The organism is Bradyrhizobium sp. HKCCYLRH3099 (genome assembly GCF_051167855.1).
Classification (GTDB): Bacteria; Pseudomonadota; Alphaproteobacteria; order Rhizobiales; family Xanthobacteraceae; genus Bradyrhizobium.
Genome location: NZ_JBNPTW010000012.1, coordinates 64,336 through 85,477, shown reverse-complemented (window position 1 = coordinate 85,477; position 21,142 = coordinate 64,336). Strand labels below are relative to the sequence as shown.

Annotated in this window: 17 protein-coding genes and 1 pseudogene; 3 read left to right on the top strand and 15 right to left on the bottom strand. The window is 65.5% G+C overall.

The window, feature by feature from the left end:
* Positions 1-33: 33 nt before the first annotated feature.
* Positions 34-3,588 carry a helicase-related protein gene (locus ACQR1Y_RS21980; RefSeq protein ID WP_434878047.1) on the bottom strand — a complete coding sequence of 1,185 codons (3,555 nt, stop codon included), beginning with the start codon at positions 3,586-3,588 and terminating at the stop codon, positions 34-36.
* Positions 3,589-4,145: 557 nt separating this feature from the next.
* Positions 4,146-4,925 (bottom strand): DUF3108 domain-containing protein, encoded by a 780-nt coding sequence (locus ACQR1Y_RS21975; protein WP_434862040.1) that lies wholly within the window; start codon positions 4,923-4,925, stop codon positions 4,146-4,148.
* A gap of 627 nt (positions 4,926-5,552) precedes the next feature.
* On the opposite strand from ACQR1Y_RS21975, the gene rpmB reads away from it, so the two are divergent.
* Together rpmB and ACQR1Y_RS21965 are read left to right on the top strand one after the other, a co-directional pair.
* Positions 5,553-5,861, top strand: a complete 309-nt coding sequence (gene rpmB, locus ACQR1Y_RS21970) for a 50S ribosomal protein L28 (protein ID WP_434861974.1) — start codon at positions 5,553-5,555, stop codon at positions 5,859-5,861.
* Positions 5,862-6,192: 331 nt separating this feature from the next.
* Positions 6,193-7,455 (top strand): DUF2235 domain-containing protein, encoded by a 1,263-nt coding sequence (locus ACQR1Y_RS21965; protein ID WP_434878048.1) that lies wholly within the window; start codon positions 6,193-6,195, stop codon positions 7,453-7,455.
* A 33-nt stretch (positions 7,456-7,488) separates the two neighbouring features.
* On the opposite strand, the gene ACQR1Y_RS21960 is transcribed toward ACQR1Y_RS21965, so the two are convergent.
* From ACQR1Y_RS21960 to ACQR1Y_RS21950, 3 genes are all read right to left on the bottom strand, one after another.
* Positions 7,489-7,737, bottom strand: a complete 249-nt coding sequence (locus ACQR1Y_RS21960; RefSeq protein ID WP_434861976.1) for a hypothetical protein — start codon at positions 7,735-7,737, stop codon at positions 7,489-7,491.
* A 107-nt stretch (positions 7,738-7,844) separates the two neighbouring features.
* Positions 7,845-8,093: a transcriptional regulator gene (locus ACQR1Y_RS21955; RefSeq protein WP_434878049.1), complete on the bottom strand. Its 249-nt coding sequence runs from the start codon at positions 8,091-8,093 to the stop codon at positions 7,845-7,847.
* Positions 8,094-8,234: 141 nt separating this feature from the next.
* Positions 8,235-8,441 (bottom strand): cold-shock protein, encoded by a 207-nt coding sequence (locus ACQR1Y_RS21950; RefSeq protein WP_434861978.1) that lies wholly within the window; start codon positions 8,439-8,441, stop codon positions 8,235-8,237.
* A gap of 488 nt (positions 8,442-8,929) precedes the next feature.
* Here ACQR1Y_RS21950 and rpsU point away from each other — a divergent pair, with 488 nt between their 5' ends.
* The gene (gene rpsU / locus ACQR1Y_RS21945) at positions 8,930-9,253 is read left to right on the top strand and encodes a 30S ribosomal protein S21 (RefSeq protein WP_434861979.1); all 324 of its coding nucleotides are present in this window, start codon (positions 8,930-8,932) and stop codon (positions 9,251-9,253) included.
* 51 nt (positions 9,254-9,304) lie between these two features.
* Here rpsU and ACQR1Y_RS21940 read toward each other — a convergent pair whose 3' ends face one another.
* From ACQR1Y_RS21940 to ACQR1Y_RS21895, 10 genes and pseudogenes are all read right to left on the bottom strand, one after another.
* Positions 9,305-9,502: a hypothetical protein gene (locus tag ACQR1Y_RS21940; protein WP_434861980.1), complete on the bottom strand. Its 198-nt coding sequence runs from the start codon at positions 9,500-9,502 to the stop codon at positions 9,305-9,307.
* A 216-nt stretch (positions 9,503-9,718) separates the two neighbouring features.
* A complete protein-coding gene (locus ACQR1Y_RS21935; protein ID WP_434878050.1) occupies positions 9,719-11,341 on the bottom strand; it encodes an ABC transporter ATP-binding protein in 1,623 nt (540 codons plus the stop codon).
* 3 nt (positions 11,342-11,344) lie between these two features.
* Positions 11,345-12,184 carry an ABC transporter permease gene (locus ACQR1Y_RS21930; RefSeq protein ID WP_434878051.1) on the bottom strand — a complete coding sequence of 280 codons (840 nt, stop codon included), beginning with the start codon at positions 12,182-12,184 and terminating at the stop codon, positions 11,345-11,347.
* Complete coding sequence (locus ACQR1Y_RS21925) at positions 12,181-13,152, bottom strand: ABC transporter permease (protein ID WP_434861983.1); 972 nt, start codon at positions 13,150-13,152, stop codon at positions 12,181-12,183. The genes ACQR1Y_RS21930 and ACQR1Y_RS21925 overlap by 4 nt, the downstream gene beginning before the upstream one ends.
* 81 nt (positions 13,153-13,233) lie before the next feature.
* A complete protein-coding gene (locus ACQR1Y_RS21920) occupies positions 13,234-14,781 on the bottom strand; it encodes an ABC transporter substrate-binding protein (RefSeq protein WP_434878052.1) in 1,548 nt (515 codons plus the stop codon).
* 313 nt (positions 14,782-15,094) lie between these two features.
* Positions 15,095-15,527, bottom strand: a pseudogene (locus ACQR1Y_RS21915) (hypothetical protein).
* Between the two features lie 61 nt (positions 15,528-15,588).
* Positions 15,589-16,689, bottom strand: a complete 1,101-nt coding sequence (locus tag ACQR1Y_RS21910; protein ID WP_434861986.1) for an LLM class flavin-dependent oxidoreductase — start codon at positions 16,687-16,689, stop codon at positions 15,589-15,591.
* Positions 16,690-16,838: 149 nt separating this feature from the next.
* Complete coding sequence (locus ACQR1Y_RS21905) at positions 16,839-18,677, bottom strand: RDD family protein (RefSeq protein WP_434878053.1); 1,839 nt, start codon at positions 18,675-18,677, stop codon at positions 16,839-16,841.
* Positions 18,678-18,847: 170 nt separating this feature from the next.
* Complete coding sequence (locus ACQR1Y_RS21900; protein ID WP_434878054.1) at positions 18,848-19,960, bottom strand: NADH:flavin oxidoreductase/NADH oxidase; 1,113 nt, start codon at positions 19,958-19,960, stop codon at positions 18,848-18,850.
* A gap of 97 nt (positions 19,961-20,057) precedes the next feature.
* Positions 20,058-21,134: an esterase-like activity of phytase family protein gene (locus ACQR1Y_RS21895; protein ID WP_434878055.1), complete on the bottom strand. Its 1,077-nt coding sequence runs from the start codon at positions 21,132-21,134 to the stop codon at positions 20,058-20,060.
* Between the last annotated feature and the right edge of the window lie 8 nt (positions 21,135-21,142).

The window sequence follows — 21,142 nt, the reverse complement described above, 5'->3', positions numbered from 1 at the left end:
GGACGTGGGCGTGGTCCTTCCGGTCTGGCCGCGTCAATCCTTGCGGTTATTGGCCGCAAGCTGCTCCTTGAGCGCCGCAAGCTTGGCAAACGGCGAGTTCGGATCGACCGGCCGGTCGCGATCCCGGCCACCACCACCGCCGCTCGACGCATAGGGCCGCAGCGCCGGCCCGCCGTCGCGCTTGTCGCGGCCGCCCTTGCCGAAGTCGCGGCCACCGCGTCCCTCGCGGTCGCCACCGAACTTGCCGCCCTTGTTGCGATCGCGATTCTGGTCGCGTCCCTTGCCGTCCTGGTCGCGGCGCGGACCGCGATCGTCGCGCGCGGGCGCGGCCGCTGCTGCGGCTTCGCCACCTTCGCGCGGAGGTCCCTTGCGGAAGTCCTTGCCGAACTCCTTCACGCGGTCGCGGCGGCCGTGGCCGCGATGGCGGTCACGCCCCTCGCCCTCGGCCGGTGCGGCACCGGCGGCCGCAGCCTCGCCGCCACTCGCGGCCTGGCCGCGATCGTGCTGCGGACGCTGATGGCGATTGCGCTGATGGTGCTCGTGCCGCGGCCGGCGCTCGTCCGAGCGACCGCCGGGACGCCAGACCTCGACGAGGACCGGCTCGGCCGGCGCGGCCTCGGCAACACCGCTCGCCGGCTCGGCCGCCGGAGCGCCGGCTTCGGCCGGGGCTGCTTCGGGCTGTGCCGCATCAGCCTGGGCGGTCTCGTCGGCCGCAGCCGTCTCGGCCTGCGGCGCGACGTCGTCCGCCGCAGCCGTGGGGTCCGAGGCGCTCTCGACCGCCGGCGGCTGCTCGGCCGGCGTCGGCGTCACGAAGTCGACCGTCGGCAAGGAGGTCATCGCCGCGGGCTGCGCGGGTTCGGCCGCCGCGTCAGGCAACGCGTCCGGCGCGGCGACGGCCTGCTCGGTCACCGGCGCAACCGCGGCTTCCGCGACCGTAGGCACCTGCGCGTCCGACGGCTCGGCGGCGGTCGCCGGCGCAACATCGGCGGATACCGTCTCGGCCGGCGCCGCCTCCGCGGCAACAGCCTCCGCCGGCTGGTCGACCGGAGTCTCGGCCGGCGTCTCGATCTGGGTCGCGACCTTCTTGGGCGGCAGCGGCGGGCGCTTCTCCATGCGATAGCCGAGCGCGCGCAGGATCGAGGCGAAGTCCTCGCCGGCCGAGCCGGTGAGCGACGTCATGGCCTGGGTGACGACGAAGCCGCGGCCGTCGAAGGCGCCGGCGGGCTTCTCGCCCTGCGTATTCTCGCGCCACGCCAGAGCGGGACGAATCAGATCGGCAAGCCGTTCCAGGATGTCGACGCGCACGGCGCGCTCGCCTGCCTGCTTGTAGCCGAGCACGCGATAGGCGTCGCGCGGCAACGCCTTGTCGACCGGGAACGAGGTGCGGCCCGAGCTTGCCAGATGCTGCGCGCCGGTCAGCGCGGACATGTCGACATTACCCTGCTTCTCGGCCCAGAGCAGCGCGGCCAGCGCGCGCGCGGCCGGCTTCAGCAAAGCGGGGACGTAGATGTGGTAGGCGCCGAAACGCACGCCGTATTTGCGCAAGGTGGCGCGCGAAGGCTGGTCGAGATCCTTCATCTCGCCGGCGATCTTGTTGCGCTCGATGACGCCGAGCGCCTCGACCAGCTGGAAGGCAATGCCGCGGGCGATGCCGGTGATGTCCTCGGCCTTGGACAGTTCGAACAGCGGCCCGAGCAGCTTCTCGATATGCGTCTTGAGCCACAGATCGAGGCGGGCCTGGACCTTGTCGCGGGCAGCTCCCGTGAGACGCTCGTCGGCGATGATGCGCAGGCGCGGGTGCAGGGCGTCGTCTGCCGCGACCAGCTTCGCCACGGCATCGCCGGTCCAGCGCAGCGTGCCATCGGCGGTCAGCACGATGTGCTCGTCCGGCGCATTGGAGAGTTTCTCGGCACGCGCCTCGATCTCGCCGGCCAGGGCCTTCTGGGCAGCAGCCTGCAGGGCCTTGGCCTCGGAGCCGGCTTCGGCGGCGTCGGGCGCGAAGGTGAATCCATCCAGGCGGCCGATCGCATGCCCTTCAACGATCACTTCGCCGGTCTTGCCGATTTCCGTATTCAAAACACTGTTCTCCCGCAGGCGCCGCATCAATACACTGGTACGACGATCAACGAAACGCTCCGTGAGCCGTTCATGAAGGGCGTCTGACAATTTATTTTCGAGATCGCGGGTAATCCCCTGCCAATAATCGGGATCACGCAGCCAATCCGGCCGGTTCGCGACGAAGGTCCAGGTGCGAATTTGTGCAATCCGGCCCGACAGCGTGTCGATGTCGCCGTCGACGCGGTCGGCCTGATCGACCTGGGCCGCATACCAGGCGTCCGGAATACGCCCCTTCTGCATCAGGAAGCCGAACACGGTGGTCACGAGCTCGGCATGCGCGGCCGGCGACAGCCTGCGATAGTCCGGAATCTGACAGGTCTCCCATAGACGCTCGACGGCCGCCGCGCCATGCGCCATGTCGCGCACCTCGGCATCGCGCGCGGCGTGGTCGAGCACCCGCAGGTCCTCGGCGATCGGCGCACGCGTCAGCGCCTCGTGCGACGGCGCCAGCGCCAACGACACCTGCAGCGCGCTCAGCGAAGCAAAATCCAGCTTCGAGTTGCGCCATTGCAGCACCTTCACGGTATCGAAAGTGTGGTTCTGAAGCGCGTTGACGAGCTCGGGCTCGAACGGCGCACAACGCCCGGTGGTCCCGAAGGTGCCGTTGCGCGTAGCGCGGCCCGCGCGGCCTGCAATCTGGGCAAATTCCGACGGCGTCAGGCGGCGGAACTGATAACCGTCATATTTGCGGTCGGAGGCGAAGGCGACGTGATCGACGTCCAGATTGAGCCCCATGCCGACGGCGTCGGTGGCGACGAGATAGTCGACGTCGCCGTTCTGGAACATCGCCACCTGGGCGTTGCGGGTCCGCGGCGACAGCGAGCCGAGCACGACGGCCGCGCCGCCATGCTGGCGGCGGATCAGTTCCGCAATCGCATAGACCTCATCGGCTGAGAACGCGACGATCGCAGTCCGCCGCGGCTGCCGCGTGATCTTGCGATCGCCTGCGAATTCGAGCTGCGAGAGCCGCGGCCGGGTGATCATCGAGGCGCCCGGCAGCAGCCGCTCGATGATCGGGCGCATCGTCGCGGCGCCGAGCAGCAGTGTCTCGTCGCGGCCGCGCCGGTTGAGGATGCGGTCGGTGAAGACGTGGCCGCGTTCGAGATCGGAGGCGATCTGGATCTCGTCGACGGCGAGGAACGACACGTCGAGATCCCTGGGCATCGCCTCGACCGTCGACACCCAGTAGCGCGGATTCTTCGGCTTGATCTTCTCCTCGCCGGTAATCAGCGCGACAGCCTCGCTGCCGACGCGATCGGCGATCTTGTTGTAGACCTCGCGCGCGAGCAGCCGCAGCGGCAGGCCGATGATCCCAGACGAATGCGCCAGCATGCGCTCGATCGCGAGATGGGTCTTGCCGGTGTTGGTGGGACCGAGCACGGCGGTGACGCCGCTTCCAGGAGCACGGTCGGATGCACGGTCGGACATGCGCTCGAAAGGCGAGGCAGCCGAAGAAGACGAAAAAGCCATTCGTTAAATGTGGGTCTCGAAGCCGGCGTTGGAAGCGCGCGGTTCACGCGCGATGAAGGCATATTTTGGCTGTATCTGGAGAGGCTGCGATGCTGACCCCTGTCTCACATTGTGACGCATATAGTGCCGCAGCTTAAGCTTCGGAACGCCTTGAGAACGAATCACGAAGGAATCGGTGACTCCATCGTCTTTCCGGCTTCGTTCACCGCAACATCTCGCGCTCTGCGATTTAGCCAGCACTAGATCAAGTTTTCGCGGGCTTCACAAGCAACGCTTTTGCGATGGAACTGAAGCGCCTTTGCGCCAGCCCGGAGTCGAATCAGATCGGGGAAAGAGTCAAACGGATTCACCCGCGTTCGAACGGCCTCGTTATGCACGCTCTTGAGCCATCCCTTCGGCGATGGGCCTGGCTGGCGCCCGGCCGTTCCGCGAAACCCGAGCAACTCACCGGGCCGCGCATCCTTCCGAGATCACCCTACAGCGTCCATCGTCCGGCGTCGGCCTTGGCGGACGCTCCCAAGCGAAGGCCAGGTAAGATGCAATGGCGAGATGCAGCGCTACTGCGTCTTGGCGACGTGCGGCGTCGCCTGCGTGATGAACGTCGTCGCTTCCAGCATCGCGGTCCCGAACGATGTCGGGATCACCACCCGGAACGGCACCAGCACGCGTGTGCCCGCCAGCGGCACGAAGAACACTTCCATGTTGCGGGCCTGCGCCAGATATTTGATGACCGGCCGATCGGGGATGTAGCCCGCGACGGGCGTGAAGTAGATCGCGCAGACCAGCGCGGGGCCGCGATAGCCCTTCTCCGCCTTGACGTTCTCCATGCGCTTGTAGTCGAGCTTGAGCTCATAGCGCATCCGGCCGTCGAAGATCGGCGCCGCGCCACGGCAGGACTCCGGCGACAGCAGCTCGCCGTTCCCGGGCACGCGCACGAGCGACGCGGTCATCGGATCGAACACGCCGCGCTTGTGCGCATCGGTCACCGGAATGCGGTCGGGATCGACCGGCGGTGTCGGCTCGATGGCAAAATCCTTCACCGTGCCGTTCTGCAGGTTGATGCGGATCTGCTCGGATTTCTTTCCCGTGGTGGTCGAGGCCTGATAGCTCTGGGCAACCAGCGCGCCGTTGACGACGCGACCCTGCACCGAGCCGTTGCCCGAGCCCTGCGAAAAGCTCTTGAGCAGGCCGGCCGTGCCGCCCTGGACCGAAGCGCCGTATTGATCATCGCCAATCTCGATGGCCCAGGTACCCTTCCCCACGGGAATACCGGCCAGAGATGCCTCGTACTGGGCATCGAGCCTGGCTTGCGCGCGAACCACCTGCGGCGTCAGCATCAGGAGGGCAGCGAGAGATCCGGCCGCCGCGAGGCGCCGAGAACGGAAGAAGGCCGAGCTGTTCGTCACGTCGAAATGATCCTGCCGATCCGTTGACCGGGCCGTCGGCCTCTGCGCCGCGCCACGGGTGTTACTTACGCCAAAAACACGCCTGAACAACGCCAACCGGTCGCTCTCTGGCCGATTGTCCAGCGCTTTGCGCCCGGACCGCATCCCGGCGAAGCCGCGTCACGCTGCCACCGTCCTGGCCTGCGGCCCGCCGGGCCGGCCTGACACACGCCGCGCAAGTCCCCATTGATCGCTTTCGAATACGCCCTTTATGTGGTCGGGACTTTCAGCCTATACTATTGATTGTACGACCTGTTTCCGGATCGAGGACCGGCCGCCGCGGCCACCGGCACGGCTGCCGCTCGGCCTCTCGATACCGTTGCCTGGAACCGGCGGGGCTCACCCGACTCGACACCCTCGCAGGCTGCCATTGCCGCGCCGCCTCAAAACCTTGACGAAAAGCCGCATCCCCCCTATAGGACCGCATCTCCCAGAGACGAGCTGGACGAGTTTTGGACCCCCGCGGCCCGCCGACTTCAGGCGGACGAAGGGTGCGGGGATGAGAGAGGATTTATTGCCATGTCGCGGCGCTGTGAACTGACGGCCAAGGGCCCCCAGGTTGGCCACAAGGTCAGCCACTCGAACATCAAGACCAAGCGGCGCTTCCTGCCGAACCTGTGCAACGTCACCTTCATCTCGGACGTGCTCGGCCGCAACGTGCGCCTGCGCGTTTCGACCAACGCGATCAAGAGCGTCGACCACAATGGCGGCCTCGATGCCTATCTGCTGAAGGCCAATGCCGCGGCGCTTTCGCCGCGCGCGCTCGAGCTGAAGCGCGCCATCGAGAAGAAGGCCTCCGAGGCCGCTCCGGTCGCCAAGGCGAGCTGAGAGGTCGCGTTTCGTCGCAGCCGAGCGCGGCTGTGGCGAGCGTCGAACGCAATGAGTTGACGAATGGCCGGGTCGCGAGATCCGGCCTTTGCGTTTTGTGAAAGCTTATTTTTTCTGTCAGCGTGTTTTGTGGCGGTCACGACCGCCGTCTGCCCGCCCCTTGCCGAACCGCAGTTCGCAGACGGCACGTCGCAAGCGATCGGAAAGACTGTCCAGCGGCGATACGCGCAACGCGCGGCCTCCGACGAAGGATCTGGAGAAGCGGTCTCCCCAAGCTCAGCCGGATGCTCTACACTCGCTGCGGTAGCATTATAGCGGACATTCCTTTGTCATGAAGAATATTGTCATCTGCTGCGACGGCACCGGCAACGAGATCAGCGAGAACATTTCCAACGTCCTCAAGCTCTATCGCTGCCTGCGCAAGACCGACAAGACGACGCCGCATCAGGCCGTGTTCTACGATCCGGGCGTGGGCACATTGACGCAGCCCGACAGCTGGCATCGCTTCAAGACGAACTTCAACATGGTGCTGGGCCTGGCGACAGGCTACGGGCTCGATGACAACGTCATCAAGGCCTACTGCTTCCTCGCGTCGCACTATGAGGAAGGCGACCGCATCTTCCTGTTCGGCTTCTCGCGCGGCGCCTACACCGTGCGCGTGCTGGCCGGGCTGATCCACAAGGTCGGACTGATCTCGCCCGACCAGATCAATCTCGCGGGCTCCGGCGTCATCGCCTACAAGAAATACTCCTCCGACAACCCGAAGGCCGGACGCGGCATCACGACCGAGCTCGAGAGCACCGAGGAGGAGGGGCCGATCCCCGAGAGCCGCGACGACCAGGCCGCGCAATTCGCGCGCATCACCTCGACGCGCTGGCCGACCATTCACTTCGTCGGCGTGTGGGACACGGTGGCCAGCGTCATCGTGCCGCGGACGGACCGGCTGTTCGCGCTGCCGAGCCTGGAGGAGCTGGCGTTCACCATCAGCAATCCGAGCGTCAAGATCTTTCGCCAGGCCGCGGCGATCGACGAGCGCCGCTGCATGTTCCGGCTGAAGCCGTGGGAGATGCCGCAGACCTTCACGCCCAACCGCTTCAACAAGGCCAAGGCGGGCCCGCAGGACGCCAAGCAGGTGTGGTTCGCCGGCGTCCACTGCGATGTCGGCGGCGGCTATCCGGAAGCGCAGTCGGCGGCCTCGAAATATCCGCTGCTCTGGATGATCGACGAGGCGGTGGAGGCCGGGCTCGCCGTCAATCCGCGCACCGTGAATCAGCTCGCCTGGGGGGTACAGCGCAAGAACAGCCCGTTCTCCTATGTGCCTCCGAGCATCCACGGCCCGCTGCACGATTCGATGACGCCGGCCTGGCGGCTGCTCGAATTCCTGCCGAAGAAGGCGAAGTACAGGGAATGGCCCGAGCGCAAGGCGCATCTCGGCTTCTATATCCCGAACTGCGAGCCGCGCTTCATCCCGGATGGCGCCTTCGTCCACGAGAGCGTCCTGATGCGGATCGCAGAATCGGCGGACTATCGGCCCATCAACCTGCCGCCGACCTACGAACGCGTGCCGCTCCCGGTCAAGGCCAGGTCGGAATAGCGGCGCATTACAGCGCCGCGATCGCCAACGGCGTCAGATCATCCGCAAATGGATGACGCCGTCCGTGAGTTCGCCGCGGGAGAAGCGCTCACGCGCCATCTGCTCGAACGCCGTGCGATTGCGCTGCAGATAGGCGAGCGCCTGATTGCGGGTGCAGAAGCAGGTCTCGAGGTGGCAGACCTGCCGCGTCGCCCCGATCGCGAGAGCGAATGCGATCGTCTGGCCTCCGCTCTGCCGGTCGTCCTTGGCGATACGGACGTCTGTTGCGCTGGATTTGGCCACGTCAGCCTCCTCGGGTCGGGAAGGTCGGATCCGGACGCGGAACACGGTTCGGGCGCTTGTAGCTGTTGATCACGACGAGCTTGCGTCAGCGACGATCAGAAGCACGATCAAGGACTAATTGAACGCGGTGGAGATTTTCTCCGCCGCTTTGCAGGAAGCGCAGCGGGAGCCGATTGCGCCACCTCAGCCTCCTTGGCGAGCCGCAACGTGCGCAGGCGCTCCATGTTCTTGCGCACCGCGATCGCGCGCTGATCCCATTCGGCGCGCGCCTTCGCTCCATCCTCAGCCGCGACGCGCTGACGCTCGGCGCGTGCCAGGCTTTCCGGAGAGCGTTCCAAGATCTTCCTGGTGGCCATCGACAGATCCTTCCGGTGAAGCGGGTTATCGTCGAGACGCAGAAAGCCCGCTCAATACAGGATCGAGCGGGCAAACCAGCCATTTCAGTACATCCGTGAAATGGCTTTGAGACGTCTAACAAAGACGCCTGATCAGTACGATCAGACCAGTGTCAGATTTTCTGCGCTGGTCTTGCCGCGCATCTTGTCGGTCTTGACCTCGAAGGTCAGCTTCTGGCCTTCGGCCAGGCCAGCGAGACCAGCGCGCTCAACGGCGCTGATATGAACGAACACGTCGTTCCCGCCGTCCTGCGGCTGAATGAAACCAAAACCCTTCTGACCGTTGAACCACTTCACGGTACCCTGCATGTCTATCTCCAAACGCTTTATCAAGCGTATTCATCGCGCGAACACCGCACGATCTCATCATTCAACTGAGCGATGACTTTGGAAATAGCCCGCGGGCACATTCAGAAAGGCACAGCGGCTAATCGAACAATCTCAAGGTAGACCCTTTCCTGGGGATTACAAGGGCGCGACGCAAATATAGTTTGCGGCCGGTGACACTGCGGTCCAACGCGCTGGCAATATCGAGGGTTCGCGCTTATCTTTGCCGGCACCATCGGTAACGGCCCGGCCATCGATGGCTGAGAGACAGATCGTGCTCCCGCCTTCCTACGAAGGGGATCACCCATGTCTCGACATATCTCTCAGCACATCTCGTTCAGCTCATCGCGTTCAGCTCATCATTCTGAATCCTGAGACAGACACTGCTGAACGTGGCGCCATCGCAGGCGCTACGCCGATCGACTTCACATCAAGACACTCATCGCGAGATGAAGACAAGGAGGACGCTTTTGCAGGTACTCGTTCGTGACAATGACGTCGAGAAGGCGCTGCGCATTCTCAAACGCAAGATGCAGCGCGAGGGCGTGTTCCGTGAGATGAAGCGGCGCCGCGCCTACGAGAAGCCATCGGAGCGCAAGACACGCGAGAAATCCGACGCGATCCGGCGCCAGCGCAAGGTCGCGCGCAAGGCCGCGATCCGCGAAGGGCTGCTGCCAGCGCCGGTGAAGAAGGTGCCCACGGCAAGGCCGGGCGCGCTTCCATCGACGAGTTCCGCGCGCACCGAGCGCGAACGGCCGCAAGGCCCGCTCACCTCCGCGACGCCGCGCAGCTAAGCGCGAGGGCTGCCAGCTCGGCTGGCACAGAGAGGCGAAAGAAGCCGGCGCTCACGCCGGCTTTTGTTTGCTGTCGAGATGTTTGCTGTCGGCAAGAGCCGCCTCGCGCGCCAGGCGCTCGGCTCTCAGTCGCTCGCGGTTCTGATTGAAGGCGCCTTGCGCCTTCTCGTAGTCACTGGTTGGGGCCGGAGCCGGCTTGAACGCTTTCTGGGCTTCGAGCACCGCGGCCGTGGGCCTACGCTCTGACATCGGAGACTTCCTCATTGGAGTGGCGAACGCGCCGGCGCGTGCTGGCAAGATTGGCACAGGACGGCCACGGTTCAGTGACGGCATCGGACGAGCGTCTCGCAAGACTGCGCTCGGGAGCGGATGCGGATCGGAACCCGCCTCGGCGGAGAGAGGCGTCGGCTCGGGTCCCGAATGATGCTGTTATAACCGAAATACGCCAAATATGTTGCAACTCATTTATGCGTCGATTTCGGCCGGCTGAGGCTTGCGCCCAGGGACAGCCGCAAGCAGCTCGCGCGTATAGGGATGCTCAGGATTTGCAAACAGCGCAGCCGTCGGCTTCAGCTCGACGATCTCGCCCCGCTGCATCACTGCGATGCGATCGCAGATCTGCGCGGCGACACGCAGATCGTGGGTGATGAACAGCATCGAGAGGCCGAGCCGCGCCTTCAGATCCTCCAGCAGCCGCAGCACCTGCGCCTGCACGGACACGTCGAGCGCCGACACCGCCTCGTCGGCGACGATGATCTCGGGCTCGAGCGCGAGCGCGCGGGCGATGCCGATACGCTGGCGCTGACCGCCGGAGAACTCGTGCGGGTAGCGATCGACGGCACGGGCATCCAGTCCGACCAGCCCCAGCAGCTCCTGCGCGCGGGTCAGCGCCGCGTCCAGCGGCGTGCCGCGCGCGACCATGCCGTCGGCGATGATGCGGCCGACCTTGCGGCGCGGGTTCAGCGAGGCGAACGGATCCTGGAAGATCATCTGGATGCGATGCCGCTGCGCGCGTAGCGCGCGCCCCTCCAGGGTCGTGAGATCGACATCGCCGATGCGCACCGTGCCGCGATCGGCCTCGATCAGCCGCATGACGAGACGTGCGACCGACGATTTGCCGGAGCCGGACTCGCCGACCAGCCCGAGCGTCTCGCCCTGATGGATGACGAAATTCACCGCGTGCGCAGCGCGCGTCTCACGCTTCGGCCGGAACCAGCCGGTCGGCGTCACATAGGTCTTGTCGAGGCCGATCACCTCGATCGCCTTCGGCTGATCCTCGCGCGTGACGCGCGGCGGCGGGTCGAACGAGGGAACGGCGGCGAGCAGCGCCTTGGTGTAGTCGTGCTGCGGGTTGCCGAGCACGGTTTCGGCGGTGCCCTCCTCCACGACCTTGCCATGGCGCAGCACCACGACCTGGTCGGCGATGTCGGCGACGACGCCGAAATCATGGGTGATGAACATCACCGCCATGTTGTGGCTGGCCTGCAGGTTGCGGATCAACTTCAGGATCTGCGCCTGGGTGGTGACGTCGAGCGCGGTGGTCGGCTCGTCGGCGACAAGCACGGCCGGCTCAAGCGCGAGCGCCATCGCGATCATGGCGCGCTGGCGCTGCCCCCCGGAGAGCTGGTGCGGATAGGCGCGGATGATGCGCTCGGGATCGGGCAGCCCGACCTCGCGCACCAGCGCCAGCGCCTTGGCGCGGCGCTCCGCGGGCGTGTGCAGGTCGTGCGCCTCGAACACCTCCATCAGCTGGTCGCCGATCCGCATCAAGGGATTGAGCGCGGTCATCGGCTCCTGGAACACCATGGCGATGCGGCGGCCGCGCAGATCGCGCCAGCCGTCTTCGTCGACGGCGAGCAAATCGCGTCCCTCGAAGCGGATCTCGCCGCTGTCCACCTTGACGGTGTCGGGCAGCAGGCCGAGCAGCGCATGCGCGCACATCGACTTGCCCGAGCCGGACTCGCCGACGACACAGACGATCTTGCCGGCGGTGAGATCGAACGACACGCCGTCGACCGCGTGCGCGCGCTCGGCCCCCTTCGGCAGGGCTATGCGGAGATTCTTGATGGTGACGACGGGATCAGACATCGTTCACCTGCCCTCGCGCGACAGGCGCGGGTTCAACGCGTCATTCAGGCCTTCGCCGATCAGGTTGAGGCCGAGCACCGAGACCAGGATCGCGACGCCGGGGAACACCGTGATCCACCACGCCTGGCGGATGACGGTGCGGCCGGCGCCGACCATGTAGCCCCAGGAGATCAGATTGGGATCGCCGAGACCGAGGAACGACAGCGAGGATTCCAGTAGGATCGCGGTCGCGACCATCAGCGAAGCCAGCACGATCACCGGCGACAGCGCGTTGGGCAGGATCTCGCGCCAGATGATCCACGAATTGCTTTGCCCGGTCACGATCGCGGCCTGGACGTATTCGCGGGTCCGCAATGAGAGCACTTCGCCGCGCACCAGCCGCGCCACCGGCGGCCAGCTGACGAGGCCTATGGCGGCGACGATCGAGTAGATCGAGGGCTGCAGGATCGCGACCAGCACGATGGCGAGCGCGAAGCTTGGAATGGTCTGGAAGAACTCGGTGAAGCGCATCAAGGCGTCATCGACGCGGCCGCCGAAATAGCCGGCGATGGCGCCGAGCGGCACGCCGACGACCAGCGCCACCAGTGTCGAGACAAGGCCCACCAGCAGCGAGACGCGCGCGCCGAAGATCAGGCCAGCGAGGACATCACGTCCGAGCGCATCGGTGCCGAGCGGCACCTTCGCCAAGGTGAACGGCGGCACGAACGGTCGCTGTACCATGCGCCAGGGCGAATTCGGGAAGTAGAACGGACCGGCCACCGCGATCACGATCGCCAGGATGAGGATGATCAGCCCGATGATGCCGCTTGGGCTGCGCAGCATGGTGCGCCAGAACTGTCTCATGAGGCGTACTCGATGCGCGGATCGACCAGGCGGTAGACGAGGTCGGTGACGAGGTTGAAGATCAGCACCATGGCGGAGGACACCACGAACACGCCGAGCAGCAGATTGTAGTCGCGCTGGATCAACGCGTCGTACATCAGCCGGCCGATGCCGGGCCAGGCAAACACGGTCTCGGTCAGCACCGCGCCTCCCACCAGCGTGCCGGCGTGGACGCCCGCGAGGGTGACGACCGGCAGCAGCGCGTTGCGCAGCACGTGGCGGCGCAGGATGACGCCGTCGCGCAGGCCCTTGGCCCGCGCGGTCTTCACGAAGTCGAGCCGCTTCACCTCCAGCATCGAGGCGCGGGTCATGCGGGTGTAGGTCGCCATGAAGAACAGACCGAGCGTCGCGGCCGGCATCACCAGATGCGCGCCGACGTCGAGCGCATGGCGTAGCCCGGTGTAGCCGGCGCCGACGGTCTCGTAGCCGAAGCTCGGCAGCCAATCGACCCAGACGGAGAACAGGAGAATCGCGATCAGCGCGATCCAGAACAGCGGCGTCGCGTAGAAGATCAGCGCGAGCACGGTGATGGCCGTATCGAGGAAGGTTCCGGCGAATCGCGCCGCCAGGGCGCCGAACAGCACGCCGAGCGCGAGCGAGATCGCGAACGCGGACAGCGTGAGCAGCAGCGTCGCGGGCAGCCGCTCGGCGATCAGCTTGGCGACTGGCGCCTGCTGGCGAAACGAGAAGCCGAGATCGAGCGTGGCGATGCCCTTGACGTAGATGAGGAGCTGCTCCGGCAGCGGTCGGTCGAGGCCGAACTTCTCACGCAGCTGCGCGACGAACATCTGGTCGGACGCGCCGGCCTCGCCGGCCATGACAACGGCGGGATCGCCCGGCGCCAGCCGGATCAGAAAGAAGTTCAGCACGATGATGGCGAGAAGGACGATGACGCCCTTCGCGACGCGCTGGGCGATGAAGGAGAGCATAGAGGGCCCGTGATGGTCAGCTCGGCACGATCAAATGAGGCGCTGGAGCGCGACACTGGTGCCGCGCTCCCTCGAACACCGCTATTTATCGAGCCAGGCGTCGCGGAAGCCGTCGTTGACGCCGACGCCGGTCGTGATCAGGTTCTTGACCTTGCACTTGGTGATGGTCGGGAACTGCAGCTCGAGCAGCCAGGCCACAGGCACGTCCTCGACGAGGATCTTCTGCACCTTCTCATACGCCTCCTTGCGCTTGGCATCGGTCGGCGCGGTTGCGCCCTCGGCGAACAGCTTGTCGACCTCGGGGTTCGAATAGCCCTCGACATTGTTGAACAGCTGACCCTTGGCAATCGCGGAGGTCAGGTAGTTGCGGGAGACGCCGAGCGCGGGATCGCCGTACTGATAGAGATAGGTGAAGGCGATGTCGTAGTCCCACTCCATGATCTTCTGGTTGCCGCCGGGGACGTCGGTCGCGATCGTCTCGATCGTCATGCCGACATCCTGCAGGTTCTGCTTCACCGCCTCGCCCCAGCGCTGCCAGGTCTCGCCATAGGCCAGCGGCAGCATGCGGATCTTCTCGCCCTTGTAGCCGGCCTCCTTCAGCAGCGCCTTGGCCTTGGCGGGATCGTACGGATATTTCGGCACGTCGTCGGTGTAGAACTTGATGGTCGAGGCCGACGGGCCGGTCGCGACCTTGCCGAGTCCGTTCCAGATCACATCCTTGGCGAAGTCGCGATCGATCGCGTACATGATCGCCTGCCGGACCTTCTTGTTGGCGAGGACCGGGTTGCGCAGGTTCAGCCACATCCAGGACAGCGGCGAGAAGAACTCCCAGCCGGCGCCGGTGACGCAGGCGCCCGGCAGCTTGGAGACGCGCGGCACGTCGAAATTCTCGATCGAGCCGCCCGGCAGCACGTCGACCTTGCCGGTCTCGAACGCGACCGCGCGCGCCGCGGCGTCCGGAATGATCTGCCAATAGACCTCGTCGAGGTAGGGCTTGCCCTTCTCGTGGTAGTTCGGATTTTTCACCATGCGGATGAACGAGCCCTTCTGCCACTCCTTGAACATGAAGGGGCCGGTGCCGATCGGCGCGTTGTTGTTCGGATTGGTCTTGTAGTCGGTGCCCTCATAGAGATGCTTCGGCACCATCGGCAGCGAGCCGACCTCGAAGATGCCGATGAAGGGGCCGAACGGCTCCTTCAGGGTGAACACCACGGTGAGATCATCGGGCGCCTCCACCTTCTCGACCATCACGAGATTGTTGCGGGCACGCGCATGCGTCTGCTTCAGCATCTCGATCGAGAACAGCACGTCGGCCGAGGTGAACGGCTTGCCGTCGTGCCAGGTCACGCCCTTCTTGAGCTTGAAGGTGTAGACCTTCGCATCCGGACTGATGGTCCAGCTCTCCGCGAGGCCGGGCAGCGGTTCGAGCTTCGGGCTGTAGCGCAGCAGGCCCTCGAAAATGTTGCCGGATACCATCTGGGTCGGGCCGTTCTGGACCATCGCCAGCATCAGGCCGGGCGGCTCCGGCTGGATCACCGCGTTGACGACCCCGCCGACCTTCGGCTCCTCCGCATGCGCTACGGCCAATCCGCAGCCGATGACAACGCCCAACAACACCCGTTTGATCATGATTCACGTCCCAAATGATTTCGGAGAGCAGCAATGCATCAAGCGCGCCAACGCGCGCGACGCGGCCATGCGGCGTTTTGATGCTGCGCCTGCTCCGGATGCATGGACGCGAGCCAGGTTGGCGCTCACAGAGCGGAAATGCAGCCCCGATGCACGACCGCGCTCCGCGGGACAAGATGAACGTCGAGGTCCCCCGCAGGCAGCGAGGACCAATTAGTTCCGCTCGGCAGAACTCGCAAAGCCATGCACGATCACGCGCTGCCGGTACCAGATGAAAGTCGCGACAGGATCAGCCCAAAAATTGATCACGAATTCAGCGCCGGATCCGCGCAATGGCCCCCGCCACGATCTGCATGATGACACCGATGACCCAACCCGCCATGATCCATGATCAATGAGGTCCAGACGATGTGCGGATCCTCGCGCAGGATGATGATGGCGACGGCGAAGAACGCAGTCAGCGTGGCGAGGAAGGTGCCGACCGCGCTAAGAAACTCGGCCGCGTCGATCCGCCGTTCCGCAGGCGTGCCTTCCTCATGCGGATGGAAGGGAAGCTGCGGCGTGTCGATGCCGAGATAGAAGCCGAATGCGCCGGACAGCATCATCAGAAGCAGGAAGCCCTGGGTGGTCAGCGCGGGCACGCTGGAACCGACGTGAGCGCCGACGAAGACCCCGCAGGCCGCACCGGCCAAGGCCAATCCCGAGCGCTCCAGGACGTGAGCAAAACGTCGGACGCGGATGCGCATGGAGACCCCCCTTGCTCCGGACCGGCGAGACCGCCGGTCCGGCCATGATTGATCAAACAGCTTACGCCGCCCTGGTCATGTCGGCATTGAGATGGCGCAACCTCGGCATCACCTCATGCTTCAGCAACCGCAGGGAGTTGTGCCAGGCCTCCGGCTTGTGCTTGTAGTCGAAGCCGAACACGCACAGCGTCCCGAAGCCGCCGACCTCGTGCCAGATCTTCTCGATCTTCTCGGTCACCGTTGCCGGCGAGCCGATGATCCAGTTGCGCTTGGCGCAATAGTCCACCGTCACGTCGGTGTCGGCCACCTCGGGCGAATGCTTCAGATAGTCCTTGAAGCCGAAATGGCTGAGCAGAGGCAGGAAGTACTCGCTCATCATCCGTCCCATCATGTCGCCGGTCGACAGCCGCCACGCCTCCTCGTCGGTTTCGGCCACGAACACCTCGCGCACCAGCCGCCAGTCATTACGGCTCGGCTTGCGCCCGGACTTGGCCGCGCCCGCCTCGACCGAATCCCAGTGCGACGACACATAGGCCGGGTTGAGGTTGAGGCTCATCGGAATGAAGCCGCGCTCGCCGGCGAGCTTCAGCGTGTCCGAGTTCTTCGACAGGCCGGCGACGCCGATCGGCGGATGCGGCGCCTGCACCGGCTTGATGTGCGGCTTCAGGAAGTCGAACATCACGTCGGGCTTGGTCACTGTCCAGTACTTGCCCTTGTGCGTGAACGGCGCCGGTTCGGTCCACAGACGCAGGATGATCTCCAGCGCCTCGCGGGTCATCTCGCGGTTCTGGCCGCTCATGCCGTCGACGTTGAACATCGCCCAGTCGCTCGGCAGGCCAGATGCGGCGATGCCGAAATTGAGCCGGCCATCGGAGAGATGATCCAGCATCGCGACGCGGTTGGCGAGCTCGGCCGGATGATGATAGGGCAGCAGGAAGCCGCCGGGCCCGAGGCGGATGTTCTTGGTCTCGCGGAATGCCTGCGCCAGGATCAGATCGGGCGCCGGATGCGGCTCCCAGGGCGCGGTGTGATGCTCGCCGATCCAGGCTTCCTGATAGCCGAGCTCATCGAGCCAGCGCAGGACCTGCAAGTCCCACTCCTGCCCTTCCTTCAACCCGCACTCCGGCGGATGCGAGGGCATCGTGAAGTATCCAATTTCCATGGCGCTTTCCTCTCGCGTTTGTTTTTTTGCTCTGCTGCGCTGCACGCATCGCTGCGCACGACCCAGCATAGCACGTCCTGCGAGCAGGATCAGCGCCCAACCGCGCATGACCCATCACGTGATGGCCAGGGGGCTGCGCGAACGCGGAGCTACTTGTCGGCTGCGGAGGAGGATGCAGGCTTTGGCGGCGTGCGAAAACGATCCAGCACGTCCGCGGGAATCACGGCGGCTCGGGGCGTTGTGCCCCTTTCGGTCGACGTGAAAGGCGAGGCTGGCGCCATCGCGGCCGGCTTCGGCGGCCCGCCGACGATGCGCGTGGCAACGTTCTCACGCAGCAGTTCGCGCGACTCAGGATACCACATCGAGCTCGGCTCGGCCTGGTTGGCACGGACGGCGAAGTCGCGGCTGAGGCCGAATTTCTGAAGACGGGTCTGCTCCAGCTCGATCGCGGCGCGGCGATCGGCGGCGCTCAGGCCGCGATAGGAGGGTTGATGGAAGCCAAGTCGGGCATTCCACATCACGGCCCGATCGGTGCCGCCAAGGAACACGATCGTGCAGGCCGAGAGGCAGGTCTGCTCGACCAACGTAGAAAGTCCCCGCGCCTTGATGAGGTCCGACATGCGCTGCGCCTCGCGGATCCGGCCGCCCTGCGAATTGAGGCGGACGGTCTTCACGTCAGGCATGGCATCGAGCAGCTCGGCCAATTCCCGCGCGACGCCAAATTTGATGCCTCCGGAGAATTCGAGCATCTCCCCATAGGCCAGCACCTGGAATCGATGCGGACCCAGGCGCTGGTCGCCCGTTGCGATGTCGCCGATTTCGGCGATCTGAGGCAGGCCGTTGCTGACGAAATTCCAGAGCCCTCCGACAATGCCGAGCAACACCATCACTTTGGCGACGCCGCCCCAGCCAGTTCGCCCGGACGCGCTATAGACCGTCGCCGATCGCCAGATGCCGACGTTCTGCCAGAGCATCAGGAGCGCCAGGATGAGCCAAATCATCAGGAGCGCCGTCAACCCGGCGGTCGGATGATCGTCGATTACGCCATCGAACAGGAGGACGCTCGCGGCAGCGACTGCGACACCAGCTAGAAACCCGAGCAGCGTCCCATTGACCCAGTACGACAGCGGTAGCGACAACTGGCCACGCCAATGCCGCATGATGTAATTCTGCCGCGAGGGCTCCGGCGGCGATGGCGCCATGACGCCAGCCACCTCCGTCATCGGCCGCCGGCCCCGCTCAACGCGAACCACCTGCGTGCCGGCGAAGCGATCGTACCAGGTGTCCGCCCGCACATAGATCTGCCGCCAAGCGACCAGACCTCCGATCAGAGGCGGACAAAGGACGGCGACCGCAATCCCGAAAAGGAGATCTTCAGGAAGCGCCGTGACCGCCGTGAAGGACTGCGCCAGCGCCCACGCGATCGTCGGACCGAAGATCAGCAGCAGCATCCCATAGCGTCGCCGGGCGGCGCGCAAGGACGGTGGACCGTCCCCGTGGCTCTGAGCCAGCCGGAGGCGGCAGATCCGGCGGCCCGGCGTCCCGCGCCGGACGTCGAGCATGAGGCGCAAGCCGAGCAGCAGGGGCAGCAGCACGATCCCGAGCGACAATCCCTTGACCGGCACGCCGTCCGCATCGAGCATGCTGTCGATATGAATCTCCTTGGTGATCGGCCCATCCTGGGTGATCCGCGACACGCGCAACATCCGGGCCGAAGGCAATCCGAACAGATGGTGCTCGCAGTCGAGGATCGCGGTGGGATTGAACTGCGGCGGGACTGCCACACCATCCGGTACGGCCTCGCGCTTGCTGCAGTTGGTCGCGTAGATGCCGTCGGCAAACTGCACCCGGCCATGTGTCAGCGGGAACAGCACGATCCCAGCGGCCTGCAGGAGGATCACGACCAGCAGCGCATCAATGAAAAACGCCCCTGCCCGACGCCACACGCCAGCGCGCTCGAATTCGTCGTGAAGACTTTGGTTCGACACGTGACGCCGAAGGGCTGCTATGAGTTGCGTCGGACAGAGCGGTTGTGTGGGCGGGAATATGTTACCCGAACTTGAGGATCGTCACAAGATGTCGCAGGTCGGCCCCACCCGATCTGAAATGATCGCGCGGGAGACGAAGATGCGATCACGTGGGATCATCGCGTCTCCACCTAGCGCGCACCGAAGGTCGTCCGGCCGAACAGCTCCTTGTGCGTCGACGGCTGCGAGCGCCAATATTGCGGAGGGGCGGCGACCTGTCCGCCCAGCTCGGCGGCGGCATGCCAGCCCCAGCGCGGGTCGTAGAGCATGCCGCGGGCGAGTGCGACCATGTCGGCCTTGCCGGAGGCCACGATCTCCTCGGCTTGCTGCGCCTGCGTGATGAGGCCGACCGCCATGGTTGGTAGTCCCGTCGCTTTCTTCACGGCCTCGGCAAATGGCACCTGATAGCCGGGCCCGAGCGTGATCTTTTGCAGCGGCGAGACGCCGCCCGAGGACACGTCGATCCAATCGACGCTGCGGCGCTTCAGCTCGTTGGCAAAGGCGATGGTCTGGTCGAGATCCCAGCCGCCCGCGACCCAGTCCGTCGCCGACACGCGCACACCGACTGGCCTGTCCGCGGGGAAGACCGCGCGCACGGCATCGAAGACCTCCAGCGGGAAGCGCATGCGATTTTCCAGCGAGCCGCCGTAGGCGTCGCTGCGCTGGTTGGCGATCGGCGACAGGAATTGATGCAGCAGATAGCCGTGCGCGCCGTGCAGCTCGATCGCGTCGATGCCGAGGCGGGCGGCGCGTTGCGCCGCAGAAACGAACGCATCGCGAATGCGTGCGAGGCCTGCCGCGTCGAGCGCCTCTGGCGCCAGTTCGCCGTCCTTGTGCGGCAGCGCCGACGGCGCGACCGTCTGCCAGCCGCCATCCGCAATAGGAATCTGCTGGCCGCCATCCCACGGCTTGTGGCTTGAGGCCTTGCGGCCGGCATGGGCGAGCTGCATTGCGATCGCTGTCTTGGAGTGCTTGCGCACCGAGGCCAGGATCGGCGCAAGCGCGGCTTCCGTCGTATCGTCCCACAGCCCGAGACAGCCGGGCGTGATGCGGCCGATCGGCTCGACATGCGTCGCCTCGATGCAGAACATCGCCGCGCCCGACAGCGCCAGCGTGTTGATGTGGGTGAAGTGCCAATCATTGGCGGCGCCGTTCTCGGCCGAGTACTGGCACATCGGCGACACGACGATGCGGTTGGCGAGCTCGAGGCCGCGCAGCTTGATCGGAGTGAACAGGGCGCTCATGCGGGGTTCCAGACTGTGAGTTGATCGGGTGATCTCATCAACGAGTGTCCGCGATGGCGCGAGCGCGGTCAACGCGTCCGCCGCAATGCGGTACGGTTCATTCCAGCAATGTGAACTGCAGCAGCAGGGTACGCTGGATCATCGAGAAATTGTCGTCCGACACCAGGGTCAGCACGGTTTCGCCGTCCGGCGTGACATGCGCATCGATGCCTTCGAGATTGTCGATCTCCTGGCCGAGATCGGCTGAGAAGATCGCGGGGCCATCAACCAGCGCGCCCGGCGCGATCTGCGCCAGCGACAGGCGGCGGATGCGGATGCCGACCCCATTGAACAACGAGAATTTTCGCTCCAGCACCAGCAGATCGCCGGACGGCAGCAGCACGGCGTCGCTGACATCGAAATCATTGCTGCGGACGATGCTGAACGGTCCCGGAGACGAGCCGCCGATCAGGAACGCCAGCAGGTTGCCGTTGGCATCGAGGCCGCGCTCGGAGATCGCGATGATGGTGCCGGCAAGCGGCAATCCCTTTGGCACGACGACCAGCGCTTCGAGCCCCTTGTTGTTGGGCAGGCGCTTGGCCGCCGGCGGCAGCGGAATGATCTCGCCCCGCGCGCCGACACCGCCCTTGGCGAAATCATAGCGCAACAGCTGGTTGACGCGTTCGAGGCCGACATAGACGACGTCGCCATCACGGGCGAGCGACTCGGAATCGTACCACCCGCGATCCGTGATCGGGCGTCCGTCAGGTCCAAGCAGTGGCGCCGCCTCGACATCGGCGAGCCCCGCGATCTCACGCCCGGAGTAGACGATGCGGCCGGTGAACCAGCCGCCCTTGTCGCTGATCGCGAGGAAACGCTCGCCCTTGGCATCGAGCCGGAGGCCGGAGAGCCCGCCGAAGCCCGGATAGGATGAGGTCAGCGCGACGCCGCTGCGATAGTGCAGCATGCCGAAGCGCAGATGGGTGCGGTCGCGCAGATCGAATGACGGCAGCGGCCGCGCCTTGACCTCGATCTTGGTGGCCGTTGTGACGGAATGCTCGTCGATAGCGGCGCGGCGGCGCACCGGCGGTGGCGCCGACTGTGCAAGCGCACCGCCGGACCATGCGAGTGCCGACACTCCGCCGAGAGTCAGCGCCAGGAAGCGCCTGCGGTCGGAGATCGCCTGCAGCGGCATTGTCAGCG

Bases quoted from the DNA above. Each gene is read 5' to 3' on its own strand.
- ACQR1Y_RS21895 (WP_434878055.1), bottom strand. From the start codon at position 21,134: ATGCCGCTGCAGGCGATCTCCGACCGCAGGCGCTTCCTGGCGCTGACT.
- ACQR1Y_RS21975 (WP_434862040.1), bottom strand. From the start codon at position 4,925: ATGCTGACGCCGCAGGTGGTTCGCGCGCAAGCCAGGCTCGATGCCCAG.
- ACQR1Y_RS21920 (WP_434878052.1), bottom strand. From the start codon at position 14,781: ATGATCAAACGGGTGTTGTTGGGCGTTGTCATCGGCTGCGGATTGGCC.
- ACQR1Y_RS21965 (WP_434878048.1), top strand. From the start codon at position 6,193: ATGAAGAATATTGTCATCTGCTGCGACGGCACCGGCAACGAGATCAGC.
- ACQR1Y_RS21910 (WP_434861986.1), bottom strand. From the start codon at position 16,689: ATGGAAATTGGATACTTCACGATGCCCTCGCATCCGCCGGAGTGCGGG.
- ACQR1Y_RS21980 (WP_434878047.1), bottom strand. From the start codon at position 3,588: ATGGCTTTTTCGTCTTCTTCGGCTGCCTCGCCTTTCGAGCGCATGTCC.
- ACQR1Y_RS21950 (WP_434861978.1), bottom strand. From the start codon at position 8,441: ATGCAGGGTACCGTGAAGTGGTTCAACGGTCAGAAGGGTTTTGGTTTC.
- rpmB (WP_434861974.1), top strand. From the start codon at position 5,553: ATGTCGCGGCGCTGTGAACTGACGGCCAAGGGCCCCCAGGTTGGCCAC.
- ACQR1Y_RS21900 (WP_434878054.1), bottom strand. From the start codon at position 19,960: ATGAGCGCCCTGTTCACTCCGATCAAGCTGCGCGGCCTCGAGCTCGCC.
- ACQR1Y_RS21930 (WP_434878051.1), bottom strand. From the start codon at position 12,184: ATGAGACAGTTCTGGCGCACCATGCTGCGCAGCCCAAGCGGCATCATC.
- ACQR1Y_RS21940 (WP_434861980.1), bottom strand. From the start codon at position 9,502: ATGTCAGAGCGTAGGCCCACGGCCGCGGTGCTCGAAGCCCAGAAAGCG.
- ACQR1Y_RS21955 (WP_434878049.1), bottom strand. From the start codon at position 8,093: ATGGCCACCAGGAAGATCTTGGAACGCTCTCCGGAAAGCCTGGCACGC.
- ACQR1Y_RS21925 (WP_434861983.1), bottom strand. From the start codon at position 13,152: ATGCTCTCCTTCATCGCCCAGCGCGTCGCGAAGGGCGTCATCGTCCTT.
- ACQR1Y_RS21935 (WP_434878050.1), bottom strand. From the start codon at position 11,341: ATGTCTGATCCCGTCGTCACCATCAAGAATCTCCGCATAGCCCTGCCG.